Genomic DNA, 24,277 nt, shown 5'->3' with positions numbered 1-24,277 from the left:
GGATGTTTTATTTCTTGGGGCTATTCGCTGATCAGATTTCAGCGCTGAACGTGTTCCGATACATCACCTTCCGGACCGGCGGCGCGATCATGACAGCGCTGTTTTTCGTGTTCCTGTTCGGACCGAAAATCATTTCAAGTCTCAGGATCCGTCAAGGGCATGGTCAGCCCATCCGTGCCGATGGCCCCGAAAGTCATCTCCTGTCCAAGAAAGGCACGCCCACGATGGGTGGTCTGATGATCCTGTCGGGCGCGCTGGTTGCGGCGCTCCTGTGGTCGGATCTGTCCAACCCCTATGTCTGGGTGGTCATCGGCGTGACCCTCGGTTTCGGCAGTATCGGCTTTTACGATGATTATCTGAAGGTCACCAAATCCTCTCACAAGGGTTTTGGCGGCAAGGCCCGTCTCGGCCTGGAATTTCTGATTGCGGGTAGCGCGGCCTTTGCAGTGACACTTCTGGACTCTTCCGAATATTCAGAAGCGATCACCTTTCCCTTCATCAAGGATCTGACGCTCAATCTCGGGCTTTTCTTCATTCCCTTCGCAGCCTTCGTGATGGTTGGCGCAGGCAATGCGGTCAACCTGACCGATGGTCTTGATGGCCTGGCCATCGTTCCGGTGATGATTGCCTGTGCCTCTTTCGGTCTGGTTGCCTATCTTTCCGGGAACGCGGTCTTTGCCAGCTACCTGCAGATCCATCACGTTGCCGGTACCGGCGAACTTGCGGTCATTTGCGGCGCCGTGATCGGGGCCGGTCTCGGCTTCCTGTGGTTCAACGCCCCCCCGGCTGCGATCTTCATGGGCGATACCGGGTCGCTGGCGCTCGGCGGCATGATTGGCGCCATCGCTGTTGCCACCAAACACGAGATCGTTCTTGCCATCATCGGCGGTCTGTTCGTGCTCGAGGCCGTGTCGGTTATCGTGCAGGTGTTCTCCTACAAGCTGACCGGCAAGCGGGTTTTCCGCATGGCGCCGATTCATCACCATTTCGAGCTTCAGGGCTGGACGGAAAGCCAGGTGGTGATCCGTTTCTGGATTATATCCGTCGTGCTCGCCCTCATCGGCCTCGCAACCTTGAAGCTGAGGTGAGCGCATGATCCCCGTCACCACATTCGAAGGCAGAAAAGTTGCCCTTTTCGGGCTCGGCGGGTCCGGGCTTGCAACGGCGCGCGCGCTGAAGGCGGGCGGTGCGGATGTGGTCTGTTTCGACGATAACGAAGCCCGCGTCACACAGGCTGCCGGCGAGGGGCTTGCAACGCAGAACCTTCGGGATCTCGACTGGTCGGACGTTGCAGCGCTGGTTCTTGCCCCCGGCGTACCGTTGACCCATCCGGTGCCGCACTGGTCGGTGGATCTGGCGCGCGCTGCTGGCGTCGAGATTGTTGGCGACGTCGAACTCTTCTGCCGTGAACGGCGCAAGCAATGTCTGGCGGCACCGCTGATCGCAATCACGGGCACCAACGGCAAGTCGACGACCACGGCGCTGATCGCCCATCTGCTGAAGGCGTTAGGCCGCGATGTGCAGCTTGGCGGCAATATCGGCACGCCGGTTCTGGAACTGGATCCCCCGCAGCCCGGCCGCCACTATGTGGTCGAGTGCTCGTCCTACCAGATCGATCTGGCCCCCACCCTGGATGCGACGGTCGGCATTCACATGAACCTGTCTCCGGATCATCTCGACCGGCATGGGTCTATGGAAAACTATGCCGCCATCAAGGAACGGCTGGTGGCTGGTGCCAAGGTGGCTGTGGTGGGTGTCGACGACCGTCTGTCCTCTGCAATTGCCGACCGCATGGAACTTGCGCGCAAGCCGGTGTGCCGGATTGCGGGAGAAAAAGAACTCACCAACGGCATCTATGCCCGGCATGGGCGGCTGATCGAGGCGCATGACGGCAGCCAGGTCGAAGTTGCGCTGCTCGGCGGGATCGACAGCCTCCGGGGTGATCATAACGGGCAGAATGCGGCGGCTGCGTTCGCGGCGCTGCGGGCGCTGGAAATTCCGGCGGCCCAGATCGCCGAGGCCCTGAAGACATTTCCCGGACTGCATCACCGGATGGAAGTGGTGGAGAAGAAAGGCCGGATTCTTTACATAAACGATTCCAAGGCCACCAACGCGGACGCGGCTGCAAGGGCATTGGCAAGTTTCGAGCGGATCTACTGGATCGCCGGTGGCCGGGCCAAGGCAGGTGGCATCTCCTCGCTGGACGAATATTTCCCGAGGATCGCCAAGACCTTTCTGATCGGCGAGGCCGCCCAGGACTTTGCCAAGACGCTGGATGGGCGCGTTCCCTTCAAGATCAGCGTAACGCTGAACCAGGCTGTGCAGGATGCCGCCGCCGAGGCGGCGGAAGATGGCGCAGAGGAAATCGCCATACTTTTGTCGCCAGCATGTGCGAGTTTTGATCAATTCCCGAATTTTGAACTGCGGGGCGCTGCTTTTGTAGATGCGGTGCGTGCCTTGCCAAATTCCGGCAACACCCAGGAGGTCGCCTGATATGGTTTCGCGCGCCGATCGCAGCCGCTTTGCGGAATGGCTCTGGACAGTCGATCACTATCTGCTTGCCGCCTTCAGCCTGCTGATGGTCGGCGGTGTCGTGCTGTCGTTTGCCGCCAGTCCTCCGGTTGCCGAGCGCATCGGCGTTGAAACCTTCTACTTCGTCAAACGCCAGGCCATGTTCCTGATCCCGGCCTTCACCATCATGCTGGCCGGCTCGTTGATGACGCCGCGTATGGTGCGGCGCGCGGCACTGATCCTCTTCATCGTTTCGCTGACGATGATGGTCGCCACCCTGTTCCTGGGCTTCGAGGCCAAGGGCGCCCGGCGCTGGATCTATGTTGCCGGGCTGTCGATCCAGCCGTCCGAATTCCTGAAACCGGCCTTTGTGATCCTGATTGCCTTCCTGTTGTCGGAAAGCGGTCGCCGGCGCGAGGTGCCGGGGGTGCTGTTCGCTTTCGTACTGTTCGCGGTTTGCGCAGCGCTTCTGATTGCCCAGCCGGACTTTGGCCAGACCATGCTGCTCGGCCTTGTCTGGGCGGGGCTGTTCTTTCTGAACGGGATTTCCTGGCTCATCATCATGGCGCTCGGCGTCATCGGGATCGTTGGCCTTTTTGCCGCCTATGCCTTCCTGCCGCACGTGACCAACCGTGTCGATCGGTTCCTGGACCCCAGCTCCGGTGACACCTTCCAGGTGGACACGGCCAAGGATTCCTTCCTGGCCGGTGGATGGCTCGGCCGTGGTCCGGGCGAAGGGACGGTGAAGCGGATCCTGCCCGACAGCCATACCGATTTCATCTTTGCGGTGGTTGGTGAAGAGTTCGGCGTCATCGCCTGTCTGCTGCTCGTCTCCGTCTTTGCCTTCATCGTTCTGCGGGGGCTGCGCCATGCCAGCCGGGACCAGGATGCTTTCAGCCGTCTCGCAACGGCAGGCCTCACGGTGCTGTTCGGCTTGCAGGCCACGATCAATCTGGCCGTGAACCTCCACCTTATTCCATCGAAGGGGATGACCCTGCCATTCGTGTCCTACGGCGGCTCGTCGCTCCTTTCGTCCGCCATGACCGCCGGTGCCATTCTGGCGCTCACGCGCAGACGGCCACAGCCGTCGCGCGGTGAAGTCGTCACCGTGAGCCGGCTTTCCCCCTCATCCTTGATGTAAGGCCAAAAGCCGAACTTATGAGCAAAACTGTTTTACTGACGGCCGGCGGAACGGGCGGCCACCTTTTTCCCGCACAGGCGCTGGCCAGTGAGCTGATCCGGCGTGGCTGGACCGTGGAGCTTGCAACGGACGAACGAGCCGACAAATACGGCACGGCCTTTCCGGCTCGCAACGTGCATATCATCGCCTCGGAAACCATTCGTGGCCGCAATCCCTTTCTGCTGGCCAAGACGGCAGTGAAACTGTTTCTGGGCACGCTGCAGGCGCGCAAGGTGATCAAGGCGTTGAAGCCTGACGTCGTGGCCGGTTTCGGCGGCTACCCGACATTCCCGCCGATGTATGCAGCCCGTCTCACCGGTACGCCCTCCGTGCTGCATGAGGCAAATGGCGTCATGGGGCGTGCCAACCGCCTGTTGGCGAAGGGCGTGACCGCGATTGCCATCAGCGTGCCGATTGAAGATCTTCCGGCAGACTTCAAGGCCAAGCTGACTGAAACAGGCAATCCGGTTCGGGATGCTGTGCTGGCGGCTGCGGAATTGCCGTATTCGGCACCGGTCGCGGACGGGGCATTCAACCTGCTGGTCTTCGGTGGGTCCCAGGGCGCACGCTTCTTTTCCGATCTCTTGCCGCCTGCGGTGGAACAACTGCCTGCCGACATGCGTGCCCGATTGCGTATCGTGCAGCAATGCCGCCCGGAAGATATGGAGCGGGTGCAGGCGGTTTATGACAGCCTCAATGTTCAGGCCGAATGTGCGCCGTTCTTCCAGGATATGCCTCAGCGGATCGCTCAGTCACACCTCGTGATCTGCCGATCTGGCGCCTCCTCCGTCAGTGAGCTCAGCGTGCTTGGCCGGCCGTCCATTCTGGTGCCGCTCCCCGGTGCCATCGACCAGGATCAGGCAGCCAATGCCAAGGTGCTTGAAAAAGCAGGCGGTGCCTGGCCGATCCGTCAGGCCGACCTCGTACCGGAGCGGCTGGCCCAGGAACTTACCCGTTTCATGAATGCACCCGAACTGCTGGGCGAGGCGGCGCAAAAGGCGCGCAGCGTTGCCAGGCCCGACGCGGTGAAAAGACTTGCCGACCTCGTTGAGAAGGTCGCAAAAAACCAAGGAGAACGGCCATGAAGATGCCGCAGGACATCGGACCGGTTCATTTTGTCGGCATCGGCGGTATCGGCATGAGCGGCATTGCCGAAGTGCTGAAGACCCTCGGCTATACGGTGCAAGGGTCGGACATGGCGGAAAACGCCAATGTACAGCGCCTGCGCGACAACGGCATCAAGGTAACCGTCGGCCATGCCGCGGAAAACCTGGGTGATGCCGAGGTGCTGGTCGTGTCGTCCGCCATCAAGAAGGACAATCCGGAACTGGTTGCGGCCCGGGAGAAGCTTATTCCGGTGGTGCGGCGGGCGGAAATGCTGGCCGAACTGATGCGCTTCAAGCAGGCAATCGCGGTCGGCGGCACTCACGGCAAGACAACGACCACCTCCATGGTGGCAGCCCTTCTGGATGCCGGTGGGCTGGACCCGACCGTGATCAATGGCGGCATCATCAATGCCTACGGCACCAATGCCCGGATGGGCGAGGGCGACTGGATGGTGGTCGAGGCAGACGAGAGCGACGGTACCTTCGTCAAGCTGCCGGCGGACGTTGCCATCGTCACCAACATCGACCCGGAGCATCTGGACCACTACGGCGACTTCGCCGGCGTGCGCGCCGCTTTCCGACAGTTCGTTGAAAATGTTCCCTTCTATGGTTTTGCCGTCATGTGTCTCGATCATCCCGAAGTTCAGACGATGATCGGGACCATCGAAGACCGGCGGGTTGTGACCTATGGCGCCAATCCGCAGGCCGACGTGCGTTACACGGATGTCTCGATGGATGGCGGCAAGTCGATCTTCTCCGTCACGCTTCGCGACCGCCGCAGCGGAGAGGTGATCGAGCTGAATGATCTGACGCTGCCGATGCCTGGTCTTCACAACGTTTCGAATGCCACCGCGGCGATTGCGGTTGCCTCGCAGCTTGGCGTCGGTGCGGACGAGCTCCGAAAAGGCATTGGCGCCTTTGGTGGGGTGAAGCGGCGCTTCACGCACACCGGCACGGTGGACGGCGTTCAGATATTCGACGACTACGGCCACCATCCGGTTGAAATCAAGGCGGTGCTCCATGCCGCACGCGAGTCGACCAAGGGCAAGGTGATCGCGGTCATGCAGCCGCATCGCTACACACGCCTGCACAGCCTGTTCGATGATTTTTCCAACTGCTTCAACGATGCCGACGCGGTGATCATTGCGCCGGTCTATGCGGCTGGTGAGCAGCCCATCGAAGGCGCCAAGCATACGGATCTCGTCTCGGGCATGAAAACCCGCGGCCACAGAAACGTTCAGGCGATCGAAGGACCAGAAGACCTGCCGGCCTTGATCAAGGACATGGCAGCACCCGGCGACTTCGTTGTCTGCCTCGGGGCCGGCAATATCACCCAGTGGGCCTACGCGCTGCCGAAGCAGTTGGAAGAGCTTTAAGGAGGGCGTCTCATGGCGTTTCCCGATCTGCTGGAGCAGCATCCAGAGCTTGCCGAAGGCATCCGGGGCAAGCTGACAGCCAACCAGGCATTGTCCGCGGTCACGTGGTTCCGCACGGGTGGTCCGGCCCAGTTGATGTTTCAGCCAGCGGACGAAGGCGACCTTGCAGCGTTTCTGAAGAAGCTGCCCAGGGATATTCCGGTGCTGCCGGTCGGCCTCGGCTCCAACCTCCTGATCCGCGATGGCGGGCTGAAGGGTGTTGTCATCCGCTTGAGCGCCAAGGGCTTCGGGGTCATCGAGGACATCGGCGGCAGCCGGCTGAAGGCGGGTGCTGCTGTTCCCGACAAGCGCCTGGCAGAAGCCGCGGCCAAGGCCGGTCTTGGCGGCTTTGCCTTCTACACCGGCATTCCGGGCGGTCTTGGCGGTGCGCTGCGCATGAACGCGGGTGCTCATGGCACGGAAACCCGGGAGCGCATGGTGGAGCTGACCGCCATTGACCGGGACGGCAACCGCCACGTTCTGACAAATGCCGATATGGGCTATGCTTACCGTCATTCGGATGCCTCGAAAGACCTGATTTTCACCTCCGCCGTGTTCGAGGGCGTGCCACAGGACGAGGCTTCGATCCGGCAGGAAATGGCCGATGTTGTCGCTCACCGTGAACGGGCGCAGCCCATCCGGGAGAAGACCGGTGGGTCCACCTTCAAGAACCCGCCTGGAACCTCGGCGTGGAAGGAAGTCGATGCGGCCGGTTGCCGTGGCTTGGCCGTCGGCGGCGCGCAAATGTCCGAAATGCATTGCAACTTCATGATCAACACGGGCACGGCCAGCGGACACGATCTCGAGCTGCTGGGCGAAACCGTTCGCGCACGCGTTCTGGCGCACAGCGGCATCCGGCTGGAGTGGGAGATCAAACGCCTGGGAGAGTTCGGCGCCGAAGCGGCCGTCGAACCGTTTCTGGGCCAGGAAGGGGAGGCCGCCTGATGGCCAGCAAACACGTCGCCGTTCTGATGGGGGGCTGGGTTAACGAGCGGCCTGTCAGCCTTGCAAGCGGCAAGGGCTGCGCAGATGCGCTGGAAGAAGCGGGCTATCGGGTAACCCGGGTCGATGTCGACCGCAATATTTCTGCTGTTCTGAAGGATCTGAAGCCCGATGTGGTCTTCAACGCTCTTCATGGTCCCTTCGGCGAGGACGGTTGCGTTCAGGGAATATTAGAAGTTCTTAACATCCCGTACACACATTCAGGTGTGCTCGCCTCCAGCCTTGCAATGAACAAGGTGAAGGCAAAAGCAGTGATGAATGCAGCCGGAATTCCGGTGACCGAACACCTTGTCGTGAACCGCCGGGAGATCACCCGAGAGCACCCGATGAAGCCGCCCTACGTGCTTAAACCCATCAACGAGGGGTCGAGCTTCGGGGTGCTGATTGTCAAGGAAGATCAAGAGTTTCCACCCCAGGAGCTGGGCCGTGAAGACTGGCCTTACCCTGATGAGCTGATGTGCGAGAAGTTCATCGGTGGACGGGAGCTGACCTGTGCCGTCATGGACGACACGGCCCTGGGCGTCATTGACATAGTGCCGTTAGGTCACGGCTTCTACGATTACGACGCAAAATATGCACAAGGTGGTTCAAAACACATTCTTCCTGCAAAAATTTCACCGATTGTTTACCAAACCATAGAGACACTAGCGGTTAAGGCGCATCAGGCTTTGGGTTGCCGCGGTGTTTCCCGTGCCGACTTCCGATTCGATGAAAGGGAAGACGGGTCCGGAGAGCTGATCTGCCTAGAAGTGAACACGCAACCAGGCATGACGCCGACTTCCCTTGTGCCCGAAATGGCGGCCCACAAGGGGATGAGTTTCAAGGACCTGGTCAGTTGGATGGTTGAGGACGCGAGTTGCTGTCGATAAGGCGCAAACATTACCGGGACACGATGACCCCGCTGGAGGCCGAACTGGCTCCGCGCGGGCGCGGTGTGCCGCGTTTGCACCGCCAGCCGGTGTGGCGGTCGGCCGGGCGCCTGGCAGATCTGCCGCGCTGGACCGGCTCTGCTGCTGCGCTGACTTTCTTAACCTTAACAATTGGTTATGGAATAGTCATAGGGGGGCATGGCCGGCTTGTCGCCGACAGCCTCCTGTCCGCCGCGGGCTTCGGGATCGAAGCTGTCAAACTGTCCGGTCAGCGCGAGATCAACGAGTTCCAGATCCTGGAAGCTCTGGAAATCCACGAAGGCTCCTCGCTGGCCCTGTTCGACGCCAACAGTGCCCGCGAACGTCTTAACGAGATGCCCTGGGTGAAGAGCGCTTCGGTGATGAAGCTCTATCCGAGCACGCTGCAGATCAACATCGAGGAGCGGGTGCCCTATGCGCTGTGGCAGCGCGGCGACCTGGTCTCGATCGTAAACGAATCAGGTGATGTGATCACCGATGAGGTGGATGGGCGCTATGCCAATCTGCTGCTTGTCGTGAATCACGGTGCTCAGCGCCGGGCGTCCGAGATCAATAACGCGCTGGAAAAGGTTCCGGCCCTGCGCCCGCGCGTGCGCGCGGCGTTCCTGATCAGCGATCGCCGCTGGGACCTGCAGCTTGAGAATGGGATTTCGATCCGCTTGCCCCAAGACAACATCGACGCCGCTTTGGCAGATCTGGTGAAAATGGATGAAGAAAGCGGGCTACTGTCCCGGGATATCGTTGCCATCGACATGCGTCTGGGCGACCGCGTGACCGTGCGCCTCTCCGACGAGGCTGCCGAGCAGCGCAAGGTCATGACGGGCGGCAAGGGCCGCTCCGGCAAGAAGGAGCGTGATACATGAGCCGCTCCTCCAACAACCTCTACCTGCCGAAGATGCGCCCGCTGCCGAGCCGCCGCGCCGTCATCATGTCGGTTCTCGACGTCGGTTCCACGAAGGTTTGCTGCCTGATCGCCAAACTGGTGCCGCAGGAAGAAAAAGCGATCCTGTCCAGCCGTTCCCACAAGGTGGAAGTGCTCGGGTATGGCTATCAGCGTTCGCGCGGCATCAAGTCCGGTGTCGTCGTCGACATGGATGCGGCCGAACAGGCCATCCGCCTGGCGGTCGACAGCGCCGAGCGCATGGCCGGTGTTACGGTGGAGTCGCTGATCGCCAACATCAGCTGCGGCCGCCTGCAGAGCGAAATCTACAGCGCCAACGTTCCGCTGGCCGGCGAAAGCGTTTCGGAAGCCGACATCCAGCGGGTGCTGTCCGCCGGTTCGAGCCATTCCGTGACCGACGGCCGGGCCGTGACCCACGCGCTCCCGATTTCCTATTCGCTGGATGGCAGCCGGGGCATCCGCGATCCGCGCGGCATGATGGGCCACAAGCTGGGTGTCGACATGCAGGTCGTGACGGCAGAAATCCCGCCGGTGCGCAATCTGGAACTGTGCATCAACCGCGGTCACCTTCATGTGGAAACCATGGTTGCGACGCCGTTTGCCAGCGGTCTGTCCACCATCGTCGATGATGAAGCCGAGCTTGGCGTTGCTTGCATCGACATGGGCGGCGGCACGACCACTCTGTCGGTCTTCGTAGACGGTCACATGGTGCACCTGGATGCGATTGCCGTTGGCGGCAATCACGTCACCACCGATATCGCACGTGCCTTCGCAACCCGTCTGCAGGATGCGGAGCGCCTGAAAACCCTTTACGGCTCGCCGCTGGCGTCCAGTTCCGACGACCGTGACATGCTCACGGTGCCGCCGCTGGAAAGCGACAGCGACTTGCCGAACCAGATCCCACGCTCGGCGTTGACCCGGGTTATCCGGCCGCGCGTGGAAGAAATCCTTGAACTCGTGAGAGATCGGCTTACGGCGTCCGGCTTTGCCGGGCGTGTCGGTAAGCAGATTGTTCTGACCGGGGGCGCAAGTCAGCTCACGGGTCTTGGAGAAGTTGCGCGTCACATCCTGGGGCGCAACGTCCGTCTTGGCCGGCCTCTAGGCGTCGCCGGTCTTCCCGAGGCTGCCAAGGGTCCGGCTTTTGCCGCCGCTGTTGGCCTCTTGATTTATCCGCAGGTCGCTCAGATCGAACAGTTCGAACACAAGAACAGAAGATCTGGGTGGGGCGGGCAATCTGGTTACCTGGCTCGTGTGGGCCAATGGATCAGGGAAAGCTTCTGACGACATGAGCCAAGAAGACGACATCCAGGAAGTTGAGCTGCCAGGAATGGCAGAGGAGATTAGGGAAGAAGAGGCTACTCCCGTACCGGGGGCGCCAGTGGGTCGCGAGGATAATATGACCATCAACCTGAAGATGCCCGACATTCAGGAGCTGAAGCCACGTATTACGGTCTTCGGCGTAGGCGGCGCGGGCGGAAACGCCGTCAATAACATGATCACAGCTGGTCTCCAGGGCTGCGACTTCGTCGTTGCCAACACGGATGCCCAGGCACTGGCCATGAACCATTCAGACAGGCTCGTCCAGATGGGCGTGGCCGTGACCGAAGGTCTTGGTGCAGGCTCCCAGCCGGAAGTCGGCTGCGCGGCCGCCGAGGAAGTGATCGACGAAATCAACGATCACCTGTCCGGATCGCACATGGTGTTCATCACCGCCGGTATGGGCGGTGGAACCGGCACCGGCGCTGCCCCCGTTATCGCACGGGCGGCCCGCGAGCAGGGTATACTGACGGTAGGTGTGGTGACCAAACCGTTCCAGTTCGAAGGCGCACGCCGTATGCGGATCGCCGATTCCGGTATTGAGGAACTGCAGCGGAGCGTCGATACACTGATCGTCATTCCGAACCAGAACCTGTTCCGGATTGCCAATGCCCAGACCACCTTCGCCGACGCTTTCGCGATGGCCGACCAGGTGCTGTATTCTGGCGTTGCCTGCATCACCGACCTGATGGTGAAGGAAGGTCTCATCAACCTCGACTTCGCCGACGTTCGCTCCGTGATGCGCGGCATGGGCAAGGCGATGATGGGTACCGGCGAAGCCAGCGGCGAAAAGCGCGCGCAGCAGGCGGCTGAAGCTGCCATTGCCAACCCTCTCCTCGACGAGTCTTCGATGAAAGGCGCAAGGGGCCTGCTCATCTCCATCACCGGCGGCAATGACCTGACGCTGTTCGAGGTGGATGAAGCAGCTACCCGTATCCGTGAGGAAGTCGACGCGGACGCCAACATCATTCTGGGCGCGACCTTTGACGAAACACTGGATGGCCTCATCCGCGTGTCCGTCGTTGCAACCGGCATTGACAGGGAGGAAGGCCTTGCGGCTAACACGTTTCCCGGGGCAGCAGCTCAGCCTGTAAAGGCAGAAGCTCCGGCAATGAGCCGGACGCCGGAAATCAACACCGCACGCCAGGCCGCAGTCGCCGAAAAGGCACACGCGGAAGATGCCGCTGCAAAGGCCGTTGCAAACCTGGAACGCGAGCTGGCCATTCCGGACCCGCAGCCGGTTGCTGTTGCAAGCGACCCGGCAGTGGAAATCAAGAAAGTGCAGCCTTCTGCAGGATCGCTTGCGGCCAAACCGCAGATGCTCGACATCGAAGACGAAGCCCGGGCCCCTGTTGCAGAAGATACGCCGGTCAGCCAGCCTTACATTCCGCCGGTTGCCGCCGAGCACAACCCGGCTCCGCGCATGCCGCGGGTCGAGGATTTCCCGCCGATCGCTCAGCGTGAGATTCAAGCCAAGCAGCAGACTGCACCACTAGCCCAGCCTCAGCAGCCGGTCGCTCAGCAGCGTCCGCAGCAGCCTGCTCCGGCACCGAGCTACGAAGAACACGGCGAAGACGACCGCCGCCCGATGGGGCTGCTGCGCCGTCTTGCAAGCGGCCTTGGCCGTCATCACGAAGAAGATCAGGAGCATCATGACATGGCTGCCGCACCGGTTGCCCGTCCCGCTCCGCAGATGCAGCCGGCCCAGCAGGCCGCTCCGCGTGCGCCGCAGCAACGCCCCGCAGCCCATGGTGCTGCCGGTCAGCTCGACAACACCGGACGGGCAACACCGAAGCCGGTCAGTGCGACTGAAGACGAACAGTTGGAAATTCCGGCGTTTCTCCGCCGTCAGGCCAACTGATTCGACACTCGATCATCTTCCCTGATCGGTACAGCCCGGAGTTCACACTCCGGGCTGTTTCCGTTACGGAACAAATTCCCTTATTAATTCAGTGTGTTGCTGGCCTGTGAATCGTTACAAACCGTAATAAAGCTTTATTTCGCCCAAAAGGGGTTCGGGACTATGTTCCCAGCCAACGTGGGATCGTTAAAAGTCCGTAACCCTTCGTGGGTAAACAAGGGGCTTGTTTCCGTCGCAAACCGGAAGGGCAGGGTTTATGACCGCATATGTTGACCGACAGACGACGCTAGCCGATCAGGTAACCCTGACCGGTATAGGCGTTCATTCGGGCAAACCCGCGTCGATCACTCTGGTACCCGCCGAAGCTGGTGTGGGGATTGTGTTCACCCGCACCGATCAGGAAAATTCAGTCGAAGTTCCGGCTCTCTGGAACAAGGTGTCAGCGACGGCGCTTTGCACCGTTCTTGGTGATCCTTCCACGGAAGGTGTCGCGACTGTCGAGCATCTGATGGCAGCTCTGTTCGGCATGGGTGTCGACAATCTGATTGTGGAAATCGACGGTCCTGAAATGCCGGTCATGGACGGCAGCAGCTTTGCATTTGTCGAGGCGATCGAACAGATCGGCCTCAAGCGCCTGGACCGCGGACGCCGGTACCTGAAGGTGAAAAAGACCGTTCGTGTCGACAATGGCACGGCCTGGTGCGAGCTGCACCCGTACAACGGCACCAAATTCGATATCACCATCGACTTCGACACGCCGCTGATCGGCCGTCAGCAGTTCTCTTCCGACATCACGCCGGACGTATTCCGTGATGAACTGTCCCGGGCGCGCACCTTCGGTTATGTGAAGGATGTCGAGCAGCTCTGGAAGATGGGTTTCGCCCTGGGCTCGTCCCTGGAAAATTCCGTGGCTATTTCCGAGGACAAGGTCCTCAACCCGGAAGGCACACGCTGGCCGGACGAGTTCGCACGTCACAAGGCGCTGGACGCTGTTGGCGATCTGGCTTTGGCTGGCCTGCCGATCCTGGGTCTCTATCGCTCCTACAAGGGCGGTCACAAGATGAACCACGCGATCCTGGTCAAGCTTTTCGAGGACCCGAGCTCATTCGAAATCGTTGAGTCCCCCGCGTTCCGCAAGGTCGGTCAGGTGGACAAGGGTGGCATCGCAGCCGCCGCGGCTTTCGGCCCGGACGTTTCCTGATACAATTGTGATCGGCCGCTTCCTGGGAGCGGCCGTTTTGTTTCGGCGGAATTCGGAAGCTATTTGCACCGGTTGCCATAAAATTGCTCAAAAAAACCGTCAGATGGCCGATGAGGACGTGACGGGGACCGGTGATTTCCGCTAAACACTCCTGTCGATAAATTTGCAAGGCCGCATGACATGGGCCTTAGGGACCGAAAAGGTCCGGGAGTATAGGCGTGAACGGAATGGATACTGGTTCTGAAGTGAGCAGAGCCAAATACATGAAAACCTTCCTGAGACTGGCCGTTCTGGCTGTGCCGCTTGCGCTGGCCGCGTGCGGAGGCAAGGACGATCTCGATGAGCTGGCGCTCAACGATACCCCGCCGGAGGTTCTGTTCAACGAAGGCCTGTCCCTGCGTGCGCAAGGCAAACTGCGCGATTCGGCCCAGAAATTCGAAGAGCTCGACAAGCTTTATCCCTATTCGGAATATTCCAAGAAATCGCTGGTGAACCTGGCGTTCCTGAATTACTCGCGCGGCAAATACACGGAAACCGTGACCGCGGCGAAGCGGTTCGTGACGCTCTACCCGGGCGATGAGGATTCCGCCTACATGCTGTATCTGGCCGGTCAGGCCTATTTCCGTCAGATGCCGGATATTACCCGCGACCAGGCCGTGACCCGCAAGGCCGCAGGTGCCTTCAACGAATTGATCCAACGTTTCCCGGATTCAGAGTATGTGCCGGATGCCGAAAGCAAGCTGCGGATCGTGCACGACCAGCTTGGCGGCAAGGAAATGCAGGTTGGCCGGTTCTACCTGCAGAAGCGTAACTACATCGCTGGCATCAACCGCTTCAAGACGGTGGTGGTCGATTACCAGACCACCCGCCACGTGGAAGAAGCTCTGTTCCGTCTGACCGAGGCCTATTACGCGCTCGGTGTCGTCAACGAAGCGCAGACCGCTGCGGCCGTGCTCGGACATAACTATCCGGACAGCCAGTGGTACAAGGATGCCTATTCGCTGCTGAACAAGGGCGGATACGAGCCTTCTGAAGACAGCGGAAGCTGGATCAGCCGCGCCTTCAAGAGCGTCTGACGCCCAGATCACTCCCGAATTGGCTTCAGCCTCGCAAATGAGGTTGAAAAGGCCCCAACAGGCTCTTTCAAGACGCTTCGGTCCTCCTATATGGTGGGCCGAACTTTAAGGAGCATCCCTTCATGCTGGTCGCGCTGTCTATTCGTGACATCGTATTGATCGACCGTCTTGACCTCGAATTTGCCACCGGAATGTCGGTTCTGACCGGCGAGACCGGTGCCGGCAAATCCATTCTCCTCGATTCCCTGTCGCTGGCACTCGGTGCTCGCGGCGATGCCGATCTTGTGCGCCACGGCGAGGCGCAAGGGCAGGTGACGGCCGTCTTCGATGTGGCGGCGGACCATCCCGTGCGGACTTTCCTGCGGGAGAATGACGTCGATGACGACGGTGACATTATCCTGCGCCGTATCCAGACCTCCGACGGGCGAACCCGGGCGTTCGTCAATGATCAGCCGGTCAGTGCCGGGCTGTTGCGTCAGGCGGGCGCACTGCTGGTGGAAATTCACGGGCAGCATGACGATCGTGCCCTGGTCGACCCGGAAAGTCATCGTGCCCTGATTGATGTTTTCGGTGGCCTGACGGCCGAGGCCGAATCCGTTGCGCAGGCCTATGCCACGTATCGCGCTGCCGACAAGGCGGTGACCGATCACGAGAAGCGGATTGAAGCTGCGCGCAATGAAGCTGATTTCCTGCGCGCTGCCGTCGACGAACTGTCAGCCCTGAAGCCGGAGACCGGCGAAGAGGAACAACTGGCCGCCCGGCGCACCGACATGATGGCGGTCGAGAAGATCGCGGGCGATCTCAACGAAGCCTTCGAAACCCTGAACGGCACGGCGTCGCCGATCCCGGAACTTGCCAGCCTGCTGCGCCGTCTGGAGCGCAAGGCCGACCAGGTGCCCAACCTGCTTGGAACGCCTGTGCGCACGCTCGCCGAAGCACTGGACCTTCTGGAAGAAACGCGCGGCGGTCTGGAAACAGCGCTGCGCGAGACGGAATACGACCCTCGGGAACTGGAAGCTGTCGAAGAGCGCCTGTTTGCGCTTCGCGCTGCCTCGCGCAAATACTCCGTGCCGGTCGATGAGCTGGCAGCGCTTTGTGCGCGTATGAGCGGCGATCTGGCGGATCTCGATGCCGGTGAGGACAAGCTGGCAGCGTTGGTGAGTGCTGCGGGCAAGACCCGGGCGGAATACGACAAGAAAGCAGCCAGCCTTTCGGAAAAGCGGCGCAAGTCCGCCAAGGCCTTGGAAAAGGCGGTAGAAACCGAGCTGCCCGACCTCAAGCTCGAACGGGCGAAATTCATTGTCGAACTGGAAAGCAATCCGGAAAGCCGCAGCCGGTCGGGTATCGATCAGCTGGAGTTCCATGTCCAGACCAACCCGGGTACCAAACCTGGGCCGATGATGAAGGTGGCATCCGGCGGGGAGTTGTCCCGGTTCCTGCTGGCGCTCAAGGTCTCGCTGGCCGACAAGGGGTCGGCACCGACGCTGGTGTTCGATGAAATCGATACAGGGGTTGGCGGTGCGGTTGCCGAGGCCATCGGCCTGCGGCTTGCGCGCCTTGCAGGCAGTGTTCAGGTTCTCACCGTCACGCATGCGCCGCAGGTGGCAGCCCGTGCCGCAGGGCATTTCCTGATTGCCAAGGAAGCCACCAAAAAGGATCGGGTCGCAACCCGTGTCCAGCGTATCGACGAAGACCACCGCAGCGAGGAAATTGCCCGCATGCTGGCCGGCAGCGTCATTACCGAGGAAGCGCGTGCGGCCGCACGCCGATTGCTGACCGCCGCTGAGTAGGGCTGCTCGTCCGGACGCATCTGTTGACCACAAAAAAAGAGGGCGGAAGCTTTTGCTCCCGCCCAGTGGTGCGTTTCTGCTGATAGCTGCCGGTCTTACGGCTCTTTCACCAGCGGTGCTTCCTTCATGTCCGGCAGCTTGAGTTCGCCTTCGCCAACATTCGGCACATTCAGCTCGATGCTCAGCTCATCGTCATTCGTAAAAAAGCCATTGGCGTAGAGCAGGCCGCCAGCGATCAGTGCAACGACAAGCGCTCCGGCCATGAACCAGCCAGCGCTGTTGCCCGTCGACTTCTCGACATAATGCGTTTCACGGTCCTGATAAGCCATTTGTGTCTCCTAATTCCAACATTCACCAGCATCGAGATTTGCCGGTTCGATGTGCTATGAACGCTTGAGCCGGTCATTCGGTTCCGGTATCCGGTTTAATCTGGCGATCAACCCGTCCTCTCCTGCTGACACATTTCGTGAAGACACCATGACCGATACCTCCTTCGCCCAAACCGACATTGATGCCCTGACGCAGGAGGAAGCGCAGGTTGAGCTGAAACGGCTGGCGGCGGAAATCGCCGAGCACGACAGGCGCTATCACCAGGAGGACGCTCCGGTCATCTCGGATGCGGAATATGATGCCCTGCGCCGGCGCAATGCGTCCATCGAAGCACGGTTTCCCAATCTCATTCTCGAAGACGGTCCGTCTGCGCAGGTGGGGGCGGCCCCGGCGTCCGGTTTCGGCAAGATCACCCACCGGGTGCCCATGCTGTCGCTGGACAATGCGTTCAACGACGACGATGTCCGGGATTTTGTCGGCCGTGTGCGCCGGTTCCTGAAATACGATCCGCTGATGGGAGCATTGGCGGTGACAGCGGAGCCGAAGATCGATGGCCTGTCGCTGTCTCTTCGCTATGAAAACGGCACGCTGGTCTACGCGGCGACACGCGGGGACGGCACAACGGGTGAAAACGTCACCGAGAACGCGAAGACCATCAAGGACATTCCGGCAAAGCTGTCCGGCACGGTGCCGGACATCGTTGAAGTGCGCGGCGAGGTTTATATGGCGCACAAGGATTTCCAGGCACTGAACGAGCGCATGGCAGCCAATGGCGGCAAGGTGTTCGCCAACCCGCGCAATGCGGCGGCCGGCTCTCTGCGCCAGCTCAAGTCCGAAATCACGGCCTCCCGCCCGTTGCGCTTCTTCGCATATGCCTGGGGCGAAATGAGCGCGCTGCCGGAAGACACCCAGTTCGGTATGGTCAAGCAACTGGAAACCTGGGGCTTTCAGATCAACCCGTTGATGAAGCGCTGTGAAACCGTCGAGGAGCTTCTCGGTGTCTATCACGGTATCGAGGAAAGCCGCGCCCAGCTCGATTACGATATCGATGGTGTGGTCTACAAGGTCGACAGGCTGGACCTGCAGGAGCGTCTCGGGTTTGTCTCGCGGTCTCCCCGCTGGGCGATCGCTCACAAGTTTCCTGCAGAACAGGCCTATACCATTCTCAACGACATCGAGATCCAGGTCGGTCGCACCGGTGCCCTCACGCCGGTCGCCAAGCTGGAGCCGATCACGGTGGGTGGTGTCGTCGTTTCAAACGCGACCCTTCACAACGAAGACTATATCAAGGGCATCGGCCAGGACGGAGAGCCGATCCGCGGCGGCAAGGACCTTCGCATTGGCGACACGGTGAAGATCCAGCGTGCGGGCGATGTCATTCCGCAGATTGTCGATATCGACCTGGACAAGCGCCCCGAGGAAGCGGAAGCCTTCGAGTTCCCGACGATCTGCCCCGCCTGCGGCAGCCACGCGGTGCGCGAGGAAAAGGAAAAGACCGGCCGCCGCGATGCCGTGCGCCGCTGTACCGGCGGCCTGATCTGTCCGGCGCAAGCAACGGAAAAGCTGAAGCATTTCGTCTCGCGCAACGCCTTCGACATCGAAGGCTTCGGCGACAAGCAGGTCGACGCCTTCTACAAGGAAGGTCTGGTGATGGCCCCGGCGGATATCTTCACGCTGGAAGAACGGGACAAGCGCTCTCTTACCAAACTGCGCAACCGGGAAGGCTGGGGAGCCGTTTCGGCCAAAAATCTTTTCGAGGCGATCAACGCCCGGCGTGAGATCGATCTCCACCGCTTCATCTTCGCCCTTGGCATTCGCCACGTGGGTGAGGGCAACGCCAAGCTGCTGGCGCGTGCCTATGGCTCCTGGGCGGCATTCTACGCAGCCATGAAGGCTGCGCATGATACGGAGGGCGAGGCCTGGGCCGAGCTCAACGATATCGACGGCATCGGCCATATCGTTGCCGAGGCGCTTGCGGAATTCTTCGCCGAGCAGCACAACCTCGACCAGCTTGATGCGCTTCTGGTCGAAGTGTCGCCAAAGGACGCGGAAAAGATCAACGCCTCCGGCTCGCCGGTCGCCGGCAAGACGGTGGTCTTCACCGGCTCGCTGGAGCGCATGACTCGAGACGAAGCAAAAGCCATGGCCGAACGCTTCGGTGCCAAGACGGCAGGCTCCGTATCGAAAAAAACCGACCTCGTGGTCGCCGGTCCCGGTGCCGGCTCTAAGCTGAAAAAGGCCCAGGAGCTGGAGATCGAAGTCATCTCCGAGGATGACTGGTTCGATCTGGTGGGGGTCTGAGGCGCAGCAACTTTCTCTATCGCGGTTTTGCCAGGATAAGGCAGGGGTGGCTTGATGCACGGGCTCCTGCGTTTACTGGATCCCCGCCTGCGCGGGGATGACAAGAGAGAGGCTTCATGACATGCCTTTGCTTCTTGTCATCCCGGTTTGACGCGCAGCGGCAAGACCGGGATCCAGTAACCTCTGAGTTGGCTGGTGCCACTTATCACCGGGTTTCCTGAAACCGGTATCGGCTTTGCCGAAACAGCAGCACAAACAGCTGTCCGGAAAAAATTCAGCAAAGGGTCCGCGTTGCATCTCGATCAGCAATACTTTGTCTATATGCTTGCAAGTGGACTGGGCGGTACGCTCTACGTCGGGGTGACGAATGACCTGTTGGGCAGGGTTTCGCTTCACCGTGAAGGCGTCGGCAGCCAATTTACCGCCAGGTATGGCGTGCATCGCTTGGTGTATTATGAAGTGCACGAAGAAATCGAGCAGGCGATCAAACGAGAAAAACAGCTCAAACGCTGGAATCGTTCCTGGAAGATCCGGTTGATCGAAGACCAGAACCCAAACTGGGATGACCTGTTTCCGAAACTGGCCTGACACTTTTGCGTTGTTTCGTTTGTTTTCAGGGCTTGGCCAGTTCTCCCGAAGCCTGGTCAACTAACTGGCTCCGGCGGCTACTGGATCCCCGCCTGCGCGGGGATGACAAGAGAGAGGCTTCAGGAAATGCCTTGGTTTTTGTCATCCCGGTTTGACGCGCAGCGGCAAGACCGGGATCCAGTACCCCCTGTGCTCGTTGGCGACACTAACCACCGGGTGTCCTGAAACCGTTCTTGGCGATAGTCGAACCGTGATTGCCTCACGCAGATGCCGGGCCAAACGAGTTTCCCCGGCTCTTGTCCCCACCAAATCGGTCATTCGCGCCTCGCCAGCGCCGGTTTGTTGCTATATTGTTCTCAAAACAAGCGCTTGAAACCGGACCAGTAAATCATGACCGACCCGGACGGGTACGACGACTCCTTTGACGATCCATTCCAGCCTGTGGGTACGCGGTCCGAGCCCGCGCCAGCACCCGTGCGGCCGCAAGGCGGGATCGCGGCGAGGGCGATGGCGGCACGGCGGGCGCCGGATTATCTGACAGGGCTGAACCCGGAGCAGCGGCTGGCGGTGGAGACCACCGAGGGGCCGGTTCTGGTGCTGGCAGGGGCTGGAACCGGCAAGACGCGTGTTCTGACGACCCGTATTGCCCATATCCTGGCAACCGGCTTGGCCCGTCCCTCCGAAATTCTGGCCGTTACCTTTACCAACAAGGCCGCGCGCGAGATGAAGGAGCGCATTGCAGGCTTTGTCGGCGGCAATGTGGAAGGCATGGCGTGGCTCGGCACGTTCCACTCGATTTGTGTGAAGATCCTGCGCAAGCATGCCGAACTTGTCGGTCTGAAATCGTCCTTTTCGATCCTCGACACCGACGACCAGATCCGCCTGATCAAGCAGATCATCCAGGCCGAGGGGCTGGACGACAAACGCTGGACGGCCAAGGCTTTTGCCGGGATTCTGGATGGCTGGAAGAACCGGGCGCTGGGGCCAAAGGATATCCCGGAAGGTGAGGCGAGGGCGTTTGCCAACGGCAAGGGCCGCAAGCTTTACCAGGAATATCAGGAGCGGCTGTCGATCCTGAACGCGGCCGATTTCGGTGATCTGCTGCTTCACGTCATCACGCTGTTCAAGACGCAGCCGGATGTTCTGAAGGAATATCAGCGCCGCTTCCGCTACATGCTGGTGGACGAGTATCAGGACACGAACATCGCACAGTATCTGTGGCTCCGGCTGCTTGCTCAGGGCAATCCGAATGTGTGCTGCGTCGGTGACGATGATCAGTCGATCTACGGCTGGCGCGGAGCGGAAGTGGACAACATTCTGCGCTTCGAGCACGACTTCAAGGGCGCTGTCGTCATTCGTTTGGAACGCAATTACCGCTCGACGAGCCACATTCTGGCAGCAGCGTCTCACCTGATCGCCTTCAACGAGGGCCGGCTCGGCAAAACATTGTTCACGGATTTCGAGGAGCCCGACCACGATCTGGTGTCGGTGACGTCCGTCTGGGACAGTGAGGAAGAAGCCCGCACCATCGGCGATGAAATCGAATCCCTTCAGTCCAAAGGTCACTCGCTCAATCAGATGGCGGTCCTTGTGCGCGCGTCGTTCCAGATGCGCGAGTTTGAAGACAGGTTCGTCACGCTGGGGCTGAACTACCGGGTCATTGGCGGTCCGCGCTTTTATGAGCGAATGGAAATCCGTGATGCCATGGCCTATTTCCGCTGTGTGGCACAGCCTGCAGACGATCTGGCGTTTGAGCGCATCGTCAACACGCCGAAGCGCGGTCTTGGCGATGCGACGCTCAAGCTTGTGCATGGTGTTGCCCGGGCGGAGAGGATCCCGCTGATGCAGGCGGCGAGCCAGTTGATCGATACCGAAGAACTGAAGCCGAAGCCGCGCAATGCGCTGAAGACCGTGCTCGACAACTTCGAGCGCTGGCGGCGGCAGCTCGACCAGATGAAACACACCGAACTGGCGGAAATCATTCTGGATGAAAGCGGCTATACGGAAATGTGGCGGCAGGACCGCTCGGCGGAAGCACCGGGGCGGCTCGACAACCTGAAGGAACTGATCCGGTCGATGGATGACTTTGAGTCCCTGGCCGGGTTCCTGGAGCATATCTCTCTCGTCATGGACAGGGACAGCGCGGATGCGACGGACGCAGTTTCCATCATGACGCTGCACTCGGCCAAGGGGCTGGAGTTCGACACCGTATTCCTGCCCGGCTGGGAAGAGGGCCTTTTCCCGCATCAGCGTGCGCTGGACGAATCCGGCCGTGCCGGTCTGGAAGAAGAACGCCGGCTGGCCTACGTCGGCATCACCCGGGCAAAGAGACGCGCGAAGCTCTACTTTGCGTCCAACCGGCGCATTCACGGCCTCTGGCAGTCAACCGTTCCTTCAAGGTTTCTGGATGAACTGCCGCCGGACCATGTCGAGATCGCCGAAGCCTCGTCCAACTATGGTGGATATGGCGGCGGCGGGTATGGCCCATCACGTTTCGACAGCCACGATCCGTTTGACAAGGGCAGCTATTCCACACCGGGCTGGCAACGGGCGCAGCGGGCCAGGCAGTCTTCCAGCGGGTTTTCCGATGGTGGCGGGCGCGGCTATCAGTCCGCGCGGCAGAAGCGACAGGGACCGTTGACGATCGAAGGGGAACTGGTCGCGAAATCCGTCAGCGATACGCCGTCGGAATTCTCTGTTGGCGAACGCGTGTTTCACATCAAGTTCGGCTATGGGGCGATCAAATCGATCGAAGGCAACAAGCTGACCATCGATTTTGAAAAGGCCGGGGTGAAGAAGGTCATCGACAGTTTCGTCGAACGGCACTGACCGGCGCGCTGCCAGAACGTTGACCGGAATTCTCCCGCAGGCTGTTTCTCTTGGATAGGAGCGGCAAAGCGAGGGTTGCTCGATCAACTTCGTTAAAGGTCAACGCCTTGTGGCTTGATCAACATGTCGCGCTCCTTCAAGAACGGGTGAATGCCCACCGCTTCCCGCAGGACTTCCTGTCCGGCTTCCACCCGGCCGAGTGTCATCAGGATGATTGCCTTGCCGGACAAGGCTCCAAAGTGGCGCGGTTCCAGGGCAAGGGCGCGTTCGATGTCCTCCAGGCTGGCTTCATAGTTACCTTGCAGGAACAGGATGAAGGCGCGCTGGTTCCAGCCCTCCGAATAGTCCGCAGCCTCTTCCACCACCTGGTCGAGCAGTTCCTTCGCCCCCTGAAAGTCATAGCCGTCGCGCCGACGCATCGCCTCGTCCACCTTTTGCCGGATATCCGGGCTTGGGGCGGCATCCAGCCAGCTATTCCAGATATCGTCTTCAATCCGGCTGGCGTCTTCTTCGGTCGGGGCATTTTTCAAGGCGTTGAACAGCGCGTCCTGCTCGGGCGTTGCGCCGGCCGGCGGAACATGCACTGTGAGACAGAGGGCTGCGGCCAGCAGGAGAAGACCTGCAGAGTGCCGGAAAACTTGCGAAAAAAGGCGTGTCATGGGTGTTTCCTCGCATTTCCTATGGAAATGGGGCGGAGACCGGGTTTGCCCAGTCCCCCGGCCGTTTCAAGCTGGCATCGGCTGCCGCTTCCCGCTATACCGCACGCCTTGACCCCAACAACAACAGGCGCGAGCGGCAATGAAAACCATCCGGGTGCGGATCACGGCTGAAGAACTGGAAGCCAAGCGGATTTCCGAAATCCTTGAACGGGCGTTCGAGGACGACGGCAATCCGGTGACGATCTATGAAGCGACACCGGATGGGCGCCTCTGGGCGGCTGAAATCCTTCTGTTCGACATGGAACCGGAAGAGGCGGCCGCGACCGTGCGCGACCGTGTCGGCGCGGATGCCTTTGCCGCGCCGCTGGAAGCGGAAGAACTGCCGGACATCAACTGGGTCGAAAAGAGCCTGGAAGGGCTGAAGCCGGTAAAGGCCGGACGGTTTGTCGTTCATGGCAGCCACGACCGGGACAAGGTACCGGGCGGGGCCATCGGTATCGAGATTGAAGCAGCGCTTGCTTTCGGAACCGGTCACCACGGCACGACGGCGGGCTGTCTGGAGGAAATCGACCGGCTGCTTGCCATGCGCGAGTATCACAGCATTCTCGATCTGGGGACAGGAACCGGTGTGCTGGCAATCGCCGCTGCGCTTCAATCCCGCCAATCGGTGCTGGCAACCGATATCGACCCTGTTGCGACGACAACCGCCTTGGAAAATGCCCGGCTCAACGGCGCGGGGCATCTGGTGAAGGGCTTCACGGCCAACGGTATCGATGACCGTCGTTTCCGTCATTACGGCCCATTCGATCTGGTGATCGCCAACATTCTGGCGCGGCCCTTGATGAAAATGGCCAAATCCATCGGCGAACGCATGACGCCGACGGCGACCCTTGTGCTTTCAGGTCTCAGGGTCGAAGACGGCCCGCGAATCCTGTTCGCATACGGATGCCAGGGGTTCATTCTGGACCGGCGCGGTGAAAAAGACGGCTGGTTGACGCTCACGCTCGTGCGGGGCAGAAAGCACGCCTGATCGCTGTTGCGGGTTGTCGGGTGCCTGTGGTGTCCTGATCCTGACCTTCAGGAGCGCGCGTGCGTGCGTTTTGCGGGGTGCCCTAGGTGTGCCGCTCATCTTTTGAGATGCCTGTCTTCAAATATAAAAAGGCCCGCCGGACATTCCGGCAGGCCTTTTGTTTTGCACAGTGGTCTTTGACTAGAGCGTGTCGCGTTTAATCGAATGTATCTGTCATCGCTTCTTGCGTTGAAATCTCTGATTCCAGACAGTGAAAAGCGATTGCGATAAAC

Annotated in this window: 19 protein-coding genes; 17 read left to right on the top strand and 2 right to left on the bottom strand. The window is 60.5% G+C overall.

Annotated features, from left to right (window positions below; translation table 11 throughout):
* Positions 1–2: 2 nt before the first annotated feature.
* The 13 genes from mraY to recN all read left to right on the top strand — a co-directional run bounded on the left by mraY (position 3) and on the right by recN (position 16,268).
* Entirely contained in the window at positions 3–1,088 is a 1,086-nt protein-coding gene (gene mraY, locus V1T76_RS08030) for a phospho-N-acetylmuramoyl-pentapeptide-transferase (protein ID WP_006935958.1), read from the top strand.
* A gap of 4 nt (positions 1,089–1,092) precedes the next feature.
* On the top strand, positions 1,093–2,493 hold the full coding sequence (gene murD, locus V1T76_RS08025; RefSeq protein ID WP_330560129.1) for a UDP-N-acetylmuramoyl-L-alanine--D-glutamate ligase: 1,401 nt from the start codon (positions 1,093–1,095) through the stop codon (positions 2,491–2,493).
* A 1-nt stretch (position 2,494) separates the two neighbouring features.
* Positions 2,495–3,652, top strand: coding sequence for an FtsW/RodA/SpoVE family cell cycle protein (locus tag V1T76_RS08020; protein ID WP_330560128.1), 1,158 nt, complete (start codon positions 2,495–2,497; stop codon positions 3,650–3,652).
* A 17-nt stretch (positions 3,653–3,669) separates the two neighbouring features.
* The gene (gene murG / locus V1T76_RS08015; protein WP_330560127.1) at positions 3,670–4,776 is read left to right on the top strand and encodes an undecaprenyldiphospho-muramoylpentapeptide beta-N-acetylglucosaminyltransferase; all 1,107 of its coding nucleotides are present in this window, start codon (positions 3,670–3,672) and stop codon (positions 4,774–4,776) included.
* Positions 4,773–6,173, top strand: a complete 1,401-nt coding sequence (gene murC, locus V1T76_RS08010; protein ID WP_330560126.1) for a UDP-N-acetylmuramate--L-alanine ligase — start codon at positions 4,773–4,775, stop codon at positions 6,171–6,173. Before murG ends, murC begins: the two co-directional genes overlap by 4 nt.
* Before the next feature lie 12 nt (positions 6,174–6,185).
* Complete coding sequence (gene murB / locus V1T76_RS08005; RefSeq protein ID WP_330560125.1) at positions 6,186–7,157, top strand: UDP-N-acetylmuramate dehydrogenase; 972 nt, start codon at positions 6,186–6,188, stop codon at positions 7,155–7,157.
* On the top strand, positions 7,157–8,083 hold the full coding sequence (locus tag V1T76_RS08000) for a D-alanine--D-alanine ligase (protein ID WP_006935949.1): 927 nt from the start codon (positions 7,157–7,159) through the stop codon (positions 8,081–8,083). Before murB ends, V1T76_RS08000 begins: the two co-directional genes overlap by 1 nt.
* A gap of 23 nt (positions 8,084–8,106) precedes the next feature.
* Complete coding sequence (locus V1T76_RS07995; protein ID WP_330560124.1) at positions 8,107–8,985, top strand: cell division protein FtsQ/DivIB; 879 nt, start codon at positions 8,107–8,109, stop codon at positions 8,983–8,985.
* Positions 8,982–10,304 carry a cell division protein FtsA gene (gene ftsA / locus V1T76_RS07990; RefSeq protein ID WP_330560123.1) on the top strand — a complete coding sequence of 441 codons (1,323 nt, stop codon included), beginning with the start codon at positions 8,982–8,984 and terminating at the stop codon, positions 10,302–10,304. Before V1T76_RS07995 ends, ftsA begins: the two co-directional genes overlap by 4 nt.
* Positions 10,305–10,419: 115 nt before the next feature.
* The gene (gene ftsZ, locus V1T76_RS07985; RefSeq protein WP_330560232.1) at positions 10,420–12,201 is read left to right on the top strand and encodes a cell division protein FtsZ; all 1,782 of its coding nucleotides are present in this window, start codon (positions 10,420–10,422) and stop codon (positions 12,199–12,201) included.
* Between the two features lie 256 nt (positions 12,202–12,457).
* The gene (gene lpxC / locus V1T76_RS07980) at positions 12,458–13,402 is read left to right on the top strand and encodes a UDP-3-O-acyl-N-acetylglucosamine deacetylase (protein ID WP_330560122.1); all 945 of its coding nucleotides are present in this window, start codon (positions 12,458–12,460) and stop codon (positions 13,400–13,402) included.
* Positions 13,403–13,665: 263 nt separating this feature from the next.
* Positions 13,666–14,478 carry an outer membrane protein assembly factor BamD gene (locus tag V1T76_RS07975; RefSeq protein ID WP_442970097.1) on the top strand — a complete coding sequence of 271 codons (813 nt, stop codon included), beginning with the start codon at positions 13,666–13,668 and terminating at the stop codon, positions 14,476–14,478.
* Positions 14,479–14,600: 122 nt separating this feature from the next.
* The gene (recN, locus tag V1T76_RS07970) at positions 14,601–16,268 is read left to right on the top strand and encodes a DNA repair protein RecN (RefSeq protein ID WP_330560120.1); all 1,668 of its coding nucleotides are present in this window, start codon (positions 14,601–14,603) and stop codon (positions 16,266–16,268) included.
* 95 nt (positions 16,269–16,363) lie between these two features.
* Here the strand turns inward: recN and V1T76_RS07965 are convergent, their stop codons facing one another.
* Positions 16,364–16,597 carry a hypothetical protein gene (locus V1T76_RS07965; protein WP_006935938.1) on the bottom strand — a complete coding sequence of 78 codons (234 nt, stop codon included), beginning with the start codon at positions 16,595–16,597 and terminating at the stop codon, positions 16,364–16,366.
* Between the two features lie 148 nt (positions 16,598–16,745).
* Here V1T76_RS07965 and ligA point away from each other — a divergent pair, with 148 nt between their 5' ends.
* From ligA to V1T76_RS07950, 3 genes are all read left to right on the top strand, one after another.
* Positions 16,746–18,899: an NAD-dependent DNA ligase LigA gene (gene ligA, locus V1T76_RS07960; protein WP_330560119.1), complete on the top strand. Its 2,154-nt coding sequence runs from the start codon at positions 16,746–16,748 to the stop codon at positions 18,897–18,899.
* Positions 18,900–19,094: 195 nt separating this feature from the next.
* Positions 19,095–19,487: a GIY-YIG nuclease family protein gene (locus tag V1T76_RS07955; RefSeq protein WP_330560118.1), complete on the top strand. Its 393-nt coding sequence runs from the start codon at positions 19,095–19,097 to the stop codon at positions 19,485–19,487.
* A gap of 390 nt (positions 19,488–19,877) precedes the next feature.
* Positions 19,878–22,316, top strand: coding sequence for an ATP-dependent helicase (locus tag V1T76_RS07950; RefSeq protein ID WP_330560117.1), 2,439 nt, complete (start codon positions 19,878–19,880; stop codon positions 22,314–22,316).
* A 92-nt stretch (positions 22,317–22,408) separates the two neighbouring features.
* Here the strand turns inward: V1T76_RS07950 and V1T76_RS07945 are convergent, their stop codons facing one another.
* The gene (locus tag V1T76_RS07945) at positions 22,409–22,975 is read right to left on the bottom strand and encodes a tetratricopeptide repeat protein (protein WP_330560116.1); all 567 of its coding nucleotides are present in this window, start codon (positions 22,973–22,975) and stop codon (positions 22,409–22,411) included.
* Between the two features lie 139 nt (positions 22,976–23,114).
* Here V1T76_RS07945 and V1T76_RS07940 point away from each other — a divergent pair, with 139 nt between their 5' ends.
* Positions 23,115–24,005: a 50S ribosomal protein L11 methyltransferase gene (locus V1T76_RS07940; RefSeq protein WP_330560115.1), complete on the top strand. Its 891-nt coding sequence runs from the start codon at positions 23,115–23,117 to the stop codon at positions 24,003–24,005.
* Positions 24,006–24,277: the final 272 nt, after the last annotated feature.

The sequence above is a fragment of the Roseibium sp. FZY0029 genome, from assembly GCF_036350355.1.
Taxonomy (GTDB): domain Bacteria; phylum Pseudomonadota; class Alphaproteobacteria; order Rhizobiales; family Stappiaceae; genus Roseibium.
This window is presented reverse-complemented; position numbering and strand designations above follow the sequence as displayed.

What these genes read in the sequence shown, in the direction of transcription:
- mraY (WP_006935958.1), top strand. Translation starts at nt 3, where the DNA reads ATGTTTTATTTCTTGGGGCTATTCGCTGATCAGATTTCAGCGCTGAAC.
- murD (WP_330560129.1), top strand. Translation starts at nt 1,093, where the DNA reads ATGATCCCCGTCACCACATTCGAAGGCAGAAAAGTTGCCCTTTTCGGG.
- V1T76_RS08020 (WP_330560128.1), top strand. Translation starts at nt 2,495, where the DNA reads ATGGTTTCGCGCGCCGATCGCAGCCGCTTTGCGGAATGGCTCTGGACA.
- murG (WP_330560127.1), top strand. Translation starts at nt 3,670, where the DNA reads ATGAGCAAAACTGTTTTACTGACGGCCGGCGGAACGGGCGGCCACCTT.
- murC (WP_330560126.1), top strand. Translation starts at nt 4,773, where the DNA reads ATGAAGATGCCGCAGGACATCGGACCGGTTCATTTTGTCGGCATCGGC.
- murB (WP_330560125.1), top strand. Translation starts at nt 6,186, where the DNA reads ATGGCGTTTCCCGATCTGCTGGAGCAGCATCCAGAGCTTGCCGAAGGC.
- V1T76_RS08000 (WP_006935949.1), top strand. Translation starts at nt 7,157, where the DNA reads ATGGCCAGCAAACACGTCGCCGTTCTGATGGGGGGCTGGGTTAACGAG.
- V1T76_RS07995 (WP_330560124.1), top strand. Translation starts at nt 8,107, where the DNA reads ATGACCCCGCTGGAGGCCGAACTGGCTCCGCGCGGGCGCGGTGTGCCG.
- ftsA (WP_330560123.1), top strand. Translation starts at nt 8,982, where the DNA reads ATGAGCCGCTCCTCCAACAACCTCTACCTGCCGAAGATGCGCCCGCTG.
- ftsZ (WP_330560232.1), top strand. Translation starts at nt 10,420, where the DNA reads ATGACCATCAACCTGAAGATGCCCGACATTCAGGAGCTGAAGCCACGT.
- lpxC (WP_330560122.1), top strand. Translation starts at nt 12,458, where the DNA reads ATGACCGCATATGTTGACCGACAGACGACGCTAGCCGATCAGGTAACC.
- V1T76_RS07975 (WP_442970097.1), top strand. Translation starts at nt 13,666, where the DNA reads ATGAAAACCTTCCTGAGACTGGCCGTTCTGGCTGTGCCGCTTGCGCTG.
- recN (WP_330560120.1), top strand. Translation starts at nt 14,601, where the DNA reads ATGCTGGTCGCGCTGTCTATTCGTGACATCGTATTGATCGACCGTCTT.
- V1T76_RS07965 (WP_006935938.1), bottom strand. Translation starts at nt 16,597, where the DNA reads ATGGCTTATCAGGACCGTGAAACGCATTATGTCGAGAAGTCGACGGGC.
- ligA (WP_330560119.1), top strand. Translation starts at nt 16,746, where the DNA reads ATGACCGATACCTCCTTCGCCCAAACCGACATTGATGCCCTGACGCAG.
- V1T76_RS07950 (WP_330560117.1), top strand. Translation starts at nt 19,878, where the DNA reads ATGACCGACCCGGACGGGTACGACGACTCCTTTGACGATCCATTCCAG.
- V1T76_RS07945 (WP_330560116.1), bottom strand. Translation starts at nt 22,975, where the DNA reads ATGACACGCCTTTTTTCGCAAGTTTTCCGGCACTCTGCAGGTCTTCTC.
- V1T76_RS07940 (WP_330560115.1), top strand. Translation starts at nt 23,115, where the DNA reads ATGAAAACCATCCGGGTGCGGATCACGGCTGAAGAACTGGAAGCCAAG.